The organism is Paraburkholderia sp. J12 (genome assembly GCF_905220215.1).
In the GTDB taxonomy this organism is placed as follows: domain Bacteria; phylum Pseudomonadota; class Gammaproteobacteria; order Burkholderiales; family Burkholderiaceae; genus Paraburkholderia.
The window spans coordinates 112,084-125,832 of record NZ_CAJMZC010000007.1 but is presented as its reverse complement, the minus strand read 5'-3'; the positions used below and the strand labels follow the sequence as shown (position 1 = coordinate 125,832).

Genomic DNA, 13,749 nt, shown 5'->3' with positions numbered 1-13,749 from the left:
AAAACCACTAAATACAGGGTTAACGCCATGCAGATTCAACTTGGAGCGACCTCGATTTCCAGTCTATAGTTTTTTGCATGCAAAATTCAAACGGAGAGAAACCGATGCTGAAACTCGACTTTCACCCCGCCGGACGCCACTTCCTGCAGATCCCCGGGCCGAGCCCGGTGCCGGACCGAATCCTGCGCGCCATGAGCTATCCCACCATCGATCATCGCGGTCCGGAGTTCGGCGCGCTGGGGCTGAAGGTGCTGGAGGGCATCAAGCGGATCTTCAAGACCCAGGAGCCCGTGGTGATTTATCCGGCTTCGGGTACGGGCGCCTGGGAAGCGGCGCTGTCCAACACGCTGAGCCCGGGCGACACGGTGCTGATGTACGAAACCGGGCACTTCGCCACGCTCTGGAAGAAAATGGCCGAAAGCCTCGGTCTCAAGCCGGAGTTCCTGGGACTGCCTGGCATCGAGGGCTGGCGGCGCGGGGTGCAGGCCGACCTGATCGAGGCGCGCTTGCGTGCGGACACGCAACACGTCATCAAGGCCGTGTGCGTCGTGCACAACGAAACCTCCACGGGCGTCACCTCCGACATCGCCGCCGTGCGCCGCGCGATCGACGCGGCGGGCCACCCGGCGCTGTTTCTCGTCGATACGATTTCGGGCCTCGCGAGCGCCGATTACCGCCATGACGAATGGGGCGTGGACGTGACGGTGTCCGGTTCGCAGAAGGGCTTGATGCTGCCGCCAGGCATCAGCTTCAATGCGGTCTCGCAGAAGGCGCGCGCCGCGAGCCGGCAGGCAAAGCTGCCGCGCAGCTTCTGGGGCTGGGACGAGATCATCGACATGAACCGCACCGGCTACTGGCCGTACACGCCCAACACGAACCTGCTGTACGGCCTTGCCGAAGCGCTCGACATGATCGAGGGCGAAGGGCTGGAGAACGTGTTCGCGCGTCATCAGCGTCTGGCCGAAGCGTGCCGCCGTGCCGTGCGCGCCTGGGGGCTCGAAATCCAGTGTGCGGACCCGGCCGTCTACAGCCCCGTGCTGACTGGCGTCATGATGCCCGAAGGCGTGGATGCCGACGCGGTGCGCAAGATCATCTACGAGCGCTTCGACATGTCGCTCGGCACGGGGCTCGGCAAGATGAAGGGGCACATGTTCCGCATTGGCCACCTGGGCGACTGCAACGACCTCACGTTGATGGCGACGCTCGCCGGTTGCGAAATGGGCCTGCAACTGGCCGGTGTGCCGATTGCGGCGAGCGGCCTGCCCGAGGCGATGGCGTGGCTCATGGAGCGGTCCCAGGCCACACCGCTGAAGGCGGCGGCATGAGCTGACACGCGCAGGGCGAATACCATCCATGCGCTTCGCGGCTTCGCTGTCCGCAAGAGGCGCACCCCACGCTACGCGGGCGTGCCGCTCTTCGGAAGGCGGGCGACCCGCGGGCATACAGGAAGGAGGCGCGGGCCCGTGCGCGAGGTCCCGCCCGGCGCCGTGCGCTCCGCCTTGCGTGGAGACGTATGCCCCCAATCGGAGAGAGACGATGAAACGGCTTCGACTCACCAGTGCGACGAGCGTCGTGCTGATCATGCTGTGCGTCATGTACTTCATCACCTACCTCGACCGCGTGAACGTCAGCACGGCGGCGGCGGGGTTCGGCAAGGAGTTCGGCCTCTCGAACACGCAGATCGGCCTCGTGTTCTCTGCTTTTGCTTATCCGTATCTCGTGTTTCAGGTGAGCGGCGGCTGGGTGAGCGACCGTTTCGGCGCCAAGCGCACGCTGCTCTTTTGCGGCGGTCTCTGGGCCGTGGCCACGATGCTTACCGGTTTCGCCACGGGCCTTGTTTCGCTGCTCGTCGCGCGGCTGCTGCTGGGGCTGGGCGAGGGCGCGACGTTTCCGGCCGCCACTGCCGCGATGTCGCGCTGGGTCGCGAAAGAGCGGCGCGGCTTCGCGCAGGGCATCACGCATGCCGCGGCGCGCGTGGGCAACGCCGTGGCGCCCGGTGTGATCGTGCTGGCCATGACCGCCTGGGGCTGGCGCGCCTCGTTCTATATTTGCGGGGTTATCAGCCTCGTGTGGGTGGCCGTCTGGCACCTCACGTTCGCCGAGCATCCTCAGGATCATCGCCGCATCACCGAGGCCGAACTCGCCATCCTGCCGCCGCCCAAGCCGAAGGCGGGCAAGGTGCCGTGGGGCCCGCTGCTGCGCCGCATGGCGCCCGTGACGATCGTGTACTTCTGCTACGGCTGGACGCTGTGGCTCTTCCTGAGCTGGATTCCGCAGTACTTTCTGCATAGTCAGCACCTCGATCTGCGCAAGTCGGCGGTGTTCGCTTCGGCCGTGTTCTTCGCCGGCGTGATAGGCGATACGCTCGGCGGCATGGTGACCGACTGGCTCTACGAACGTACCCGCAATCTCAACCGGGCGCGCAGCATCATGGTGTCGGTCTGCATGTTCTTCACGCTGGTCTCGCTCGTGCCGCTCATGTTCACGCACGAACTGTATCTGTGCCTGCTGTGCCTTTCGGCGGGTTTCTTCTTTTCGGAGATGACCATCGGGCCGATGTGGGCGATTCCCATGGACATTGCACCGCAATATTCGGGTACGGCGAGCGGCATCATGAATACCGGTTCCGCGCTGGCGGCGATCATCTCGCCGGTTCTCTCCGGATTCCTGATCGATTCGACCGGTAACTGGCAGTTGCCCTTCGTCGGCAGCATGGTGCTGATGGCGCTGGGCGTGGTACTTGCCTTTCGCATGCGTCCCGGTGTGCGTTTCGAAACGGATGCGCCCCCGGGTGACGTTGGCGCGACGCATCAGCGGGCCTGACGCGGCACGCTATCGGCGCAGCATCGAGAAACGCATTCCTCTGCTTACCCCGTCATGACTCAATCGACCTCCAGTCTGCTCGTCAAGCCGGTTCATCTCGTGCCTTCGGCGGCGCACGGCGGCTCGCCGCTGGCGCGCCGTCTGCGCGAGGCGCTGCGCGGCGACGTGTTGTTCGATGCGGCAAGCCGTGGCCGCTATGCCACCGATGCCTCGATCTACCAGATCATGCCGGTGGGTGTGGTGGTGCCGCGCGACCAGGACGACTTGCGCGCGGCGCTCGACGTGGCGCGCAGCGAACACGCTGCGGTGCTGGCGCGCGGCGCGGGCACGAGCCAGTGCGGCCAGACCGTGGGCGAAGCGCTCGTGATCGACACCAGCCGGTGGCTGAACCGCGTGATCGACTTCGATGCGAACGCGCGCACCGTGACGGTCGAGCCGGGCATGGTGCTCGATCATCTGAATGCATGGCTCAAGCCTCACGGGCTGTGGTTCCCGGTGGACGTTTCCACGGCCGCGCAATGCACGATAGGCGGCATGGCGGGCAACAACTCGTGCGGCTCGCGCTCGATCGAATACGGCAATATGGTGCACAACGTGCACGCCATCGACGCGATTCTCGCGGACGGCACCGACGCGCGTTTCCAGTCGCTCAAGCTCCCGCAGCCAGGCGGCAATGCGCGTCTCGCGCTTATCGTGGAGGGCGTGACGCGCATCGTACACCGCGAACGCGCCGAGATTGCCGAGCGGATGCCGAAGGTGCTGCGGCGCGTAGCCGGCTACAACATCGACCTGTTCGACTGCCAGAATCCGCTGGCCTACACCGACGACGGCTCCGCCAATCTCGCGCATCTGCTGGTGGGTTCGGAGGGCACGCTCGCGTTCAGCCGCCAGATCACGCTCAAGCTGGCGCCGCTGCCGGCCCAGCGTACGCTGGGTGTGATCAGTTTTCCTACGTTTTACCAGGCGATGGATTTTACGCAGCACATCGTCAAGCTTAAGCCTACGGCGGTCGAGCTGGTCGATCGCACGATGATCGAGCTGGCGCTCGGCAACCCGGCGTTTGCGCCCGTCATCGGCAAGGCACTCGTGGGGCGCCCCGACGCGATTCTTCTCGTCGAGTTCGCGGGCGAGGATCGCGGCGAGCAGGTGCGGCGCCTCGCGCAACTGGACGAACTGATGGGCGACCTCGGTTTGCCGGGCGCCGTGGTGAAGATGCCCGACGCGGCTGAACAAAAGGCCCTCTGGGACGTGCGCAAGGCGGGCCTCAACATCATGATGAGCATGAAGGGCGACGGCAAGCCCGTGTCGTTCATCGAAGACTGCGCGGTGCCGCTGGAGCGTCTGGCGGAGTACACGCGGCGCTTGACCGAGGTATTCCATCGTCACGGCACGGAAGGCACGTGGTACGCCCACGCGAGCGTGGGAACGCTGCATGTGCGCCCGATTCTGGACATGCGCCGCAACGGCGCGACGAAGATGCGCGCCATTGCGGAAGAAGCGGCGGCGCTCGTGCGCGAATACAAGGGCGCCTATTCGGGCGAGCACGGCGATGGTTTGTGCCGCGGCGAGTGGGTGGCGTGGCAGTACGGCCCGCGTATCAACGAGGCGTTCCGCGAGATCAAGCGGCTCTTCGACCCGGAAAACCGCTTCAATCCGGACAAGATCGTGAATCCGCCGAAGATGGACGACGCGCGCAACTTCCGCTTCGCGCCCGGCTATCGCGAGCGCGGGATGACACCGGCGCTCGACTGGTCGGCCTGGAACGTGGTGCGCGATCCGCTCACCGGGGCGGAGCAGGCGCCTGGCAGCGGCGGCGATCTGAGCGCAGGCCTCGCGAAAGCCGTGGAGATGTGCAACAACAACGGTCATTGCCGCAAGTTCGACGCGGGCACGATGTGCCCGAGCTACCGCGTGACGAAAGACGAGCAGCATGTCACGCGCGGGCGTTCGAATACCTTGCGCCTGGCGATCTCCGGGCAGTTGGGCGGCGACGAAGGCCTCGCCGGCGACGACGTGAAGGCGACGCTCGACCTGTGCGTCTCGTGCAAGGGCTGCCGGCGCGAATGTCCGACGGGCGTGGACATGGCGAAGTTCAAGATCGAGGCGCGCGCGGCACGGGCAGCGAAGCACGGTGTGAGTCTGCGCGAGAAGCTGATCGCTTTCATGCCGCGTTACGCGGCGCAGGCAGCGCGCTTTGGCGCATTGCTCGCGGCGGCGGAGCGCATGCCGCTACTTGGCACCTGGGGCAAGCGAGCGCTGGGATTCGCGCCGCAACGCTCGATGCCGCGTTTTCATGACGGGTTCCTGCGGAGCGCGTCGAGCGCAGCAGGGCAGGACGGTCGTGAAGTGGTGCTGTTCGTCGATACGTTCAACAACTCCATGGAACCGGAAAACGCGCGCGCCGCACAACGGGTGCTGGAGGCGGCGGGCTACCGTGTCCACTTCAACACGCGCGCGGGCGAGCGTCCGCTTTGTTGTGGTCGCACCTTTCTTGCGGCGGGCCTCGTGGACGAGGCGAAACGCGAGGCACGGCGCCTGCTCGATACGCTTATGCCCTATGTCGAGCGCGGCGTAGCGATCGTAGGCCTCGAGCCTTCCTGCCTGCTGACGATGCGCGACGAATTCCTGCAATACGGCTATGGCGACGAAGCGCGCGCACTGGCGGGATCGGCCCTGCTTTTCGAGGAATTTCTCGTGCGCGAGCAGAAGGCCGGGCGGTTTGCGTTGCCGCTCAAGCCACTCGATGCGAACCGTGCCTGGCTGCATGGTCATTGTCATCAGAAGGCCTTCGATGTGTTGCGTCCTGTGCAGGCGGTGCTTCAGTGGATCCCTGAGCTTGAAGTGAAGACGATCGAATCGTCGTGCTGCGGGATGGCCGGCAGCTTCGGCTATGAAGCGGAGCACTACGACACGTCGCAGGCCATGGCCGAGCTTTCGCTCTTGCCCGCGCTGCGGGAGGCGATGCCAGGCGACCTGATCGTGGCGGATGGCACGAGTTGCCGTCACCAGATTCACGACGGCGTGCAGTTGCAGGCGCTGCATGTGGCGCGTGTGCTGGCGATGTCGCTGGAGGGCAAGCGCGAGGCGTAGTGGACGTAGTGGAGGGCGTTTTGCACCGCACCACACAAGCGGGTAATATGAGGCGATTCTCAGGTCATCGCCGCGCCCCTCATGTCCGCACCCATGAACGCACCCGGCCACGCAGCTCACGACGATAGCCCCGTCGGCATCTATACCCGTTCAGCGGGCAGCGCGCGCGAATGGTGGCGCGTCTCGCTTTCCGAGCGCGCCAATATGTACCGCATCGAGCATGGCCAAGGCGAAGCCGGGCAGGTGGATGTCGATACGGTCGTCGACCTCGACAACCTCGAGGCGAAGCTGCTGAAGTGGCGCCGCGAAGGCTTCGTTTCCGAAACCGGCCGCGAGGACGAAGAACGTGCCGCTCGCGCAGGCAGCGCGTTCGTGACCGAATTGCGTCTCGCCAGTGCGCGGGCGCGTGAGGCGCGCGCGAGTGCAGCACCCGCGCATGACGCGGGCACCCAGACACCGTCGCACACGGTGCGTATCGGTGGCGTTGATATGCCGCTCGGTCATCAGGATGCCTTGGTGCCGCGCCTGAACGAGGCTTACCTCTTCACGGAACGCGAGGACGATATCCTGCAGGACATCGTCGAGAACCGCCGCATCATGCTGATTGGCCACACGGGTTCGGGCAAGACGAGCTTCATCGAACAGGTGGCGGCGCGTACGCGCAATGGCGTGCTGCGCGCGAACATGAACGGGCAGACCACCATCGGCGACTTCGTCGGCTTCTGGACCGTGAAGGGCGGCGAGACCGTGTGGGTGGACGGCGTGTTGCCCACTGCAATGCGCGAGGGCTACTGGCTCATCATCGACGAGCTCGATTTCGCCGAACCGTCGATTCTGGCCGTCCTCACCGCCGTTCTCGAACCTGGCGGGCGCCTTTTGCTCAAGGAGCGCGGTAACGAGATCGTCGAGCCGCATCCGTCCTTCCGGCTCTTTGCCACGGCGAACGCGGCGGGCGCGATGAGCGCTTACCGTCATCTGTATCAGGGCGCCAATCTGCTCAACGAAGCGTTTCTCGATCGCTGGCGTGTCTATCTGGTCGATTACCTCACGCCGGAAGAGGAAACCGAGGTGCTGTTGCGCACGTTGCCGGCGCTCACGCGTCCGCTTGCGCAGACGCTTGCCGCCATCGCCGCCGATTGCCGCGCGGCGTTTGCGCGCGAAGACCTGGCGAGCGCGTTTTCCACGCGACGCCTGCTGGACTGGGCCGAACTGATGCTACGCAATGGCGATCCCGAACGCGCGGCAGGCCCGTCGATCTACGCGAAGGTGAGTGCGGAGGACGCGGCGCTGATCCGCAGCATCGTGCGCCACCACCTGATCTTCGACGCTAACTGAGAGGCCCGACGTGTCGCTCTCCACGGCCGGCGATCTCGAAGCGACGCTCGGCAAAATCGCGCGCGTGCTGACCGGCGAGCCGCGCGTGAGCGTGACGATAGGCCCAGGAGGGCCGCGTATGGAGAAAGCACGCTTCGTGCTGCCCTCGCATGCGAGCGATCACGGCGACGACGAAGACGTGCTGCTGGGTTACCTCGACCTGCTTGCCGCACGCTTTCGCTATAGCGAGGCCGTGCGCCTCGATGATCCGAAAGCGGGTGTGACAGGCCGCATTGCGCAGGTGATCGAAGACCGGCGCGTGCTCGAACGCTTGCTCGGCGACTACCCGGGTGCGCAGCTTTACGTGCAGCGCTGGCGGGTGCAGCAGGCGCAGGACGCCGCGCGGCGCTGGACGGCACTGCCGTGGCGCGAGCGCCTCGTATGGACGATCGAGCGCAGCTTGTGGGGCGAAGCGCCGGCGGCCGTCGAACGCGACGCGGCAACGGTCGCCGCGGCCTTGCGCGCGGTAGACGGTCCGCTTGTGGCAGCGCGTGCGAGCCGCTCGACGCGCGAGAGCGTGCAGGCGGCCGCGGCGATCGTAGCCGGCGTGCGCTCGCTTGCTTCGCGTGGCGCGAACAACATGATGCAGACCGCGCGGCCCGCAGAAGGACTCGACGACGAAGCCATCGCGCGCGAACTGGAAACCTTCGGCGAAGACGACGACCTCAGCGATGCTCTGCTGCTCGCAGCGAGCGACGGCAAGACGGGTGAGCGGGACGATACCGTGACGGGGGCGGCAGGCCAGACACTGGCCGAAGCCCTGGAAGCCGCGAAGCCAACGCAATCGGGCGCGGGCGCCACGCTTTCGGAAGCGGATGCCACTCATGCCGCCCAAGGCGCGGCCCATGCCGATAGTGCGCGCAGCCCCTGGTCGCGCCCGCTCACCACTGCCTTCGACGTGGTAACGGACCTGACCGGCCAGGGCGACGCCACGGCGTGGCGCAAGCTGCGCGCGCTGGCGCGAGCCGAAACGGGATCGCTCAAGACGCACCTGGAGCGCGTGCTCAAGGCCGACGAACTCACGCACTGGAAGCGCGAGCAGGAGCGCGGCGAGATCGACCGCGCCGCATTGGCTCGCCTCGCGGCGTCGCGCGGCTATCGCAGTCCGTTTCGCGTGAGCAGCAAGGCGAGCGGCCGCGACGCCGTCGTGACCTTGCTGCTGGACCTGAGCGGTTCGATGGCCGGCCGCAAGATCGAACTCGCCAGGCTCTGCACCGCGGCGCTCTGCGATGCGCTCGTGCAGCTTGCGTTCGATTGCGAAGTGCTGGGTTATAGCTCGGTCGAATCGCCCGAAATGCGGCAGCAGTATGAGCGCGCGCGGGCGGCGGGCCTCGACCTGCGGCCCTATAACCGCTTCGTCGAACGGCTCGATCTGCGCGTGTTCAAGCGCTTCGGCGCGCGGGACCTGAGCGGGCTCGCAGCCATCGAATGCGGGCACGAAAACCCCGATGGCGAAGCGCTGGCCTGGGCCGCCGAACGGCTCCTGCAACGCAAGGCGAGGCGGCGTTTGCTGTTCGTGCTCTCGGATGGATACCCTTCCACCAGCGACGGCAATCCGGCCGTGCTGCACCGCGACCTGCACGCGCGTATCGAAGCGGTGACGCAAGCGGGCGTCGAACTCGTGGGGATCGGCATTCAGGACGATGCCGTCGAGGCCTTCTATCCGCATGCCGTGGTCGTGCGCAAGCTGCACGAACTGCCGCTCGTGGCGTTCGAGACCTTGAGCCGGCTGTTGACGGGGCGCGTGCGCTGAGCGTTTGTGTTGCCGGCCCGCCTCCTTTAGCGGATCAACTGGGTGATGAGGTGTTGGCCCAGCATGCGATGGCTTTCCCACTGCGCCTCGTCGAAGAACTGCTCGGCGGTCGATTCCTGCGGAAAGTCGCTATCGATCGCGTATTGGCGTACGTCGTACGACGCGTCGGAAGGAATCACCGGCTTGATCCACAGTACGTCGAGAGGGGCGGCTTTGGGGTCGGTGAAGGTCACCTTGAACGCAATCGCGCATTCGTCGCCGAAGCGCGGATCGGTCCGTTTGGCGAATTGACTGAGTTCGCAAAACGATTTGTCGTCCAGACCGCGACCCAGTCGGTGGGCCCACCGTTCTTCCGCTTTAGTCAGGTCGCTGCCGCTCAACTCCGTCATCTGTGCGCCGAAGTCGATGCGGATGCGCCGTTGCAGCAACGCCAGATCCTCGAATTCGTATTGCGGGTCGGCGCCGTTGTCGAACACGATGATCGAGTTCACCCGGCGGCGGATGAGTTCGTAGGCGCCGGTGTTTTCGAAGTGGCCGCCATCCGTGAGATACCAGCGCCGGTCGCGCGGGCCATAAAATACCCCGCTTAGCTCGCGGAACAGCAGCCACTGTGTGCCCACCCAGCGCGCGATCCAGTTGAATCCGTGCGCAATGCCGAACTCCTTGGCCAGGGTAGGCTGCGAGCCGGCGTCCCACCAGTACCCGAGCCGGATGTTTGCCGTGCCGAGCAGGAACGCATACGAGCTGCGCGTGCGATAGCCGAGGCCCGTGCTCACGGCGGCGCCCGAAATTGCGCACCAGTCGCCCACCGGCAGCGATTCCACCGCATTGACCCAGCGCGGAACGGTAGGCGGGACGGGCGGAGGTCCGTCGCTTTCGGGCCGCTTCAGCCAGTCGCCTGTCACCTGCGTAACGGACGTGGCCGAGCCATCCATGGTCCACCGGCAATACAGCGTCAGGAAACCGCCGCTTCGCCGGGTACGACTCAGGATTCCCGGACCTACCTCGATGCCGGCGGGTCCGATACACATGCCGAAGCCGCGGCTGTTGCGTGCGAGGATGCGCGAGCCGTTCCAGGCGACGGTATTGTTCACCGTCATGTTGATCAGGTGGACGGGCGCAAGTGAGTCGCGCGAGTAGTAGGTGCCCAGTTCGATCGCGTCGCCAGGCATGAGACTCGTGACGTCGCGCAGCCCCGGGTTCTGCAGGCGGCAGGGATTGCTTGCGCCGAGAAAGCAGCGCGTGAGCCTCGCGCTATAGAGGCTTTCGAGACTCGAGAGGTTCAGGAAGCCGATGCTGATCCCGCAGCCGATCACAAGCAGGATCAGGACACCCAGCCCCCACCAGAGCGGGTAGAGCGACGCGGCGCACCGCGCGAACGAGAGTTCCCCGGCGGAACACGGCGTCACGCCGGGCTTCGAGAACCATGGGTTGAGCGCGTAATGAACGGCGAACGCCCAGAAGCTGAGCGTCACGAGCAGTACCAGGAGCGCCGCGAGAAATGCAACGACGGGGACGAGCTTTCCTGTCATCGAGTTCTGCTTGCGCCCGCGGTTCGCCAATGCCCATTTCAACGCGGCGAATGCGGCCGAACCGACGCCTGCGAACGACGGGAGCACGACATTGAGGGCGTGTTCGTCTAGCCGCATCACGATCGATTGACCGATGGTATCCACGAGTGCGGCGACGGCGGCAAGGAACAGGACCAGCGTGACGTTGAAGGGACCGCAGCGCACGAGCGCATTGGTCAACACGTTGCGTGCCTTGGACCCAAGCGGTTCGCTGCGCGCCCACCAGCCGCTCCATTGCGCTTTGACGATGGCGAAGAGCCATGCGAGCAGCGCCACGGCAAACCAGGCGGACACCATCACCCAAAAAGCGGGCGGCGACAACGGCCCGGACTGTTCGGTCGTCAGCCTGAACCAGGCCCGTGTGGTGTAGCAGGCAAATGCGACGACGCCCAGCGTAACCGCGGGAAGCGCGATCAGGAATGTCCGGTAGAGCACGCGCCGCAGGGTGGCCCCGGTATTGCAGATGCTGCAATACGCTTGCTGCGGGTGCGGACGCCCACGGCTGGCGCCGAAATTCACGGTCAGCCAGAACGCGATATGGAACGCCAGGGCGAGCGCGAGCAGAATGCCCGCCACGCCCCAGAGCGGGCTCCACCAGATGTTGGCTTGAGAAGCCTCTGCCGGAGCGAACCCGCGCTCGACGGCGTTGCCGTCGACGGACGAAATGAGCAGCCGGGCAATGCAGAACGACACCAGCACGGCCAGCATCGTGACGCACACCACGAATTGCACCGCGAGCCAGTTGCGTACCGTGATGGCCGTGGTGAGCAGGTAATCGCCGCCACCGTTCGGCGCCAGATAATTCGCGTTGGCGCGCAGGTAATCGAGCGCATCGTCGTTCTTGTCGCAGGCCGCCCTGAGCCGGGAAGCATGATCGAGCGCGTCTTTGCACTGCCCGGCCCTTGCGCTGGCGTGATCCTTGTCCTGGCCGGCTGCCGGGTCCTTGCGTTGCTCGGGCGGGACGTGCAACGCGGCATAGAACATGCCGATATAAGACCCGCCGGACACGGTCGAAAGATAGTCGAGCTTGCTCAGGATGTGACGTTCGGCGAGTGCCTGGAGGCAACCCAGTGCGAATATCGCGCTGCGGATGCCACCGCCGGAAATGGCCAGGCCGAGCAGGTTCTCCGGCGCACCGGTTTCGTTGGAGGCGCCCTCGTCGCCGCTCACGGCCTTCCGGCGGCGGCGGATCTGGTCGTACTCCACGTCGTAGAAGCAGCCCGAAGGCGCGGGCGTCTGTTCGTCAGGCGGCTCGCCGGGCTCGTCTTGCTTGTCGCGGTCGTTTGGCATGGCACGCCTTTTTTGTTCGGAACGGGATATCGACGCACGCAACCGGGTCCGGTTCATGCACTTCGGTATCCTTATCAGCGTTTGCAAATGCTTTTATTGCGTAGTCGCTTTAGATGAAAGCGAACGTGATGCCATGAGTTGTTGGCCCATCTATCGGAATAGTTGATTTTTATAAGCCGGGCCGGTTCAATTCAAGGAAGATTTTCACCTATCGATGCGGCGGCGCGAAATGGCGGGTCATGCAACCCGCTCTTAGAACAGTTGCCTGAACACCCAGTAAAGCCCCGCCGACAACGCGATCGAAGCGGGCAGTGTCAGCACCCAGGCCAGCACGAGATTGCGCACGGTGCCCCACTGGAGGCCGGAGCCGTTGGCGGTCATGGTGCCCGCCACGCCCGAGGCCAGCACGTGAGTGGTGGAAACGGGCAGGCCGTACACGTCGGCCATGCCGATCGTAATCATGGCCACGGCTTCGGCCGACGCGCCTTGTCCGTAGGTGAGGTGCTGCTTGCCGATTTTCTCGCCCACCGTCACCACGATGCGCTTCCACCCCACCATGGTGCCCAGCCCCAGTGCGATCGCCACGGCCACCTTCACCCAGGTCGGGATGAATTTCGTGGCGTGATCCATCTGCAGCCGGAACGCGTCCATCGCGCCCGCATCTTCGGGTGCGAAGGGCGGCGACTTCGCCTTTTCCATCAGACGAATCGCTTCGGAGGCCACGTACATGTTGTTGCGCACATTATCGACGATCGATTGCGGCACCGCCGCCATCGATCCCGAGAGGCTCACCTGGTCGGCAATGGTGTCGGTGAGCTGGCGCAGCGCAGGCAGCGTGGCCGGTTGCAGCCGGTGCGTGCGGACATAGGTTTCGACTTCGCCGCGCGGATTGTCGGGCGGCGTGTCCTGGGTGTATTTCGCCAGCGTCGTAGAAGCATGGCGCGCGACGGCGACGAAGGTGTCGGTTTCGGCAGGCGTGACGGCCTTGTTGAGCGCGTAGGCCGTGGGCACCACGCCGATCAGGATCAGCATGATGAGGCCCATGCCTTTCTGGCCATCGTTTGAGCCGTGTGCGAACGAAACGCCTGTGCAGGTGGCGATGAGCAGCGCGCGAATCCAGAACGGCGGCGGCTCGTTGCCGTCCGGTTCGCTGTAGAGCTTCGGCACGCGCACGACGAATTTCAGCGCGATCAGCAGCAAGGCGGAGAGCACGAAGCCGACTATCGGCGAGAACAGCAGTGCCTTGCCCACGCCCGCGGCCTGGCCCCAGTCCACGCCGCTCGTGCCGGAGGGACCGCTGATCAACTGGTTCATGACGCCCACGCCGATGATCGAGCCCACTAGCGTGTGCGAACTGGACGAGGGCAGCCCGAAATACCAGGTGCCGAGATTCCAGAGAATGGCGGCAATGAGCAGTGCGAAGACCATCGCAAAGCCCGCGTGGCTGCCCACCTGAAGAATGAGTTCGACGGGGAGCAGTTGCAGGATGCCGAACGCCACCGCGCCGCTCGAGATCAGCACGCCGAGGAAATTCCACGCGCCCGACCACACCACGGCCAGATGCGGATCGAGCGAGTTCGTATAGATGACGGTGGCGACCGCGTTCGCGGTATCGTGAAAGCCGTTGACGAATTCGAAGCCGAGCGCAATGAGGAGCGCGAGTCCGAGCAATACGAAGGGCAGGGCGGAGCTTTCGCGCACGGCGCTCAGATCGACCACGAGGTGCTGGATCACATAAACCACGCCGATCACGATGACCGCAACGAAGAGCCCGATGGCGAGACCGCGGCGGTTCGTGGCGTGCTGCGGGCTATAGGGTATGTCGGGCATGAGATTGCCTCTGTGGCT

Annotated in this window: 7 protein-coding genes; 5 read left to right on the top strand and 2 right to left on the bottom strand. The window is 65.2% G+C overall.

Features of this window, described 5'->3' with window-relative positions:
• The first annotated feature begins 104 nt into the window (after window positions 1–104).
• From U5760_RS17060 to U5760_RS17040, 5 genes are all read left to right on the top strand, one after another.
• Window positions 105–1,325: a pyridoxal-phosphate-dependent aminotransferase family protein gene (locus U5760_RS17060; RefSeq protein WP_322013400.1), complete on the top strand. Its 1,221-nt coding sequence runs from the start codon at window positions 105–107 to the stop codon at window positions 1,323–1,325.
• A gap of 211 nt (window positions 1,326–1,536) precedes the next feature.
• The gene (locus U5760_RS17055; RefSeq protein ID WP_322013398.1) at window positions 1,537–2,823 is read left to right on the top strand and encodes an MFS transporter; all 1,287 of its coding nucleotides are present in this window, start codon (window positions 1,537–1,539) and stop codon (window positions 2,821–2,823) included.
• Window positions 2,824–2,877: 54 nt separating this feature from the next.
• Window positions 2,878–5,913, top strand: a complete 3,036-nt coding sequence (locus U5760_RS17050) for an FAD-binding and (Fe-S)-binding domain-containing protein (protein ID WP_322013396.1) — start codon at window positions 2,878–2,880, stop codon at window positions 5,911–5,913.
• A gap of 81 nt (window positions 5,914–5,994) precedes the next feature.
• Entirely contained in the window at window positions 5,995–7,248 is a 1,254-nt protein-coding gene (locus U5760_RS17045) for an AAA family ATPase (RefSeq protein WP_415914122.1), read from the top strand.
• Window positions 7,249–7,258: 10 nt separating this feature from the next.
• Complete coding sequence (locus tag U5760_RS17040) at window positions 7,259–9,040, top strand: cobaltochelatase CobT-related protein (protein ID WP_322013395.1); 1,782 nt, start codon at window positions 7,259–7,261, stop codon at window positions 9,038–9,040.
• Between the two features lie 26 nt (window positions 9,041–9,066).
• Here the strand turns inward: U5760_RS17040 and U5760_RS17035 are convergent, their stop codons facing one another.
• Both U5760_RS17035 and U5760_RS17030 read right to left on the bottom strand, forming a co-directional pair.
• A complete protein-coding gene (locus U5760_RS17035; RefSeq protein ID WP_322013393.1) occupies window positions 9,067–11,901 on the bottom strand; it encodes a patatin-like phospholipase family protein in 2,835 nt (944 codons plus the stop codon).
• A 252-nt stretch (window positions 11,902–12,153) separates the two neighbouring features.
• The gene (locus tag U5760_RS17030; protein WP_322013392.1) at window positions 12,154–13,731 is read right to left on the bottom strand and encodes an inorganic phosphate transporter; all 1,578 of its coding nucleotides are present in this window, start codon (window positions 13,729–13,731) and stop codon (window positions 12,154–12,156) included.
• Window positions 13,732–13,749 lie beyond the last annotated feature (18 nt).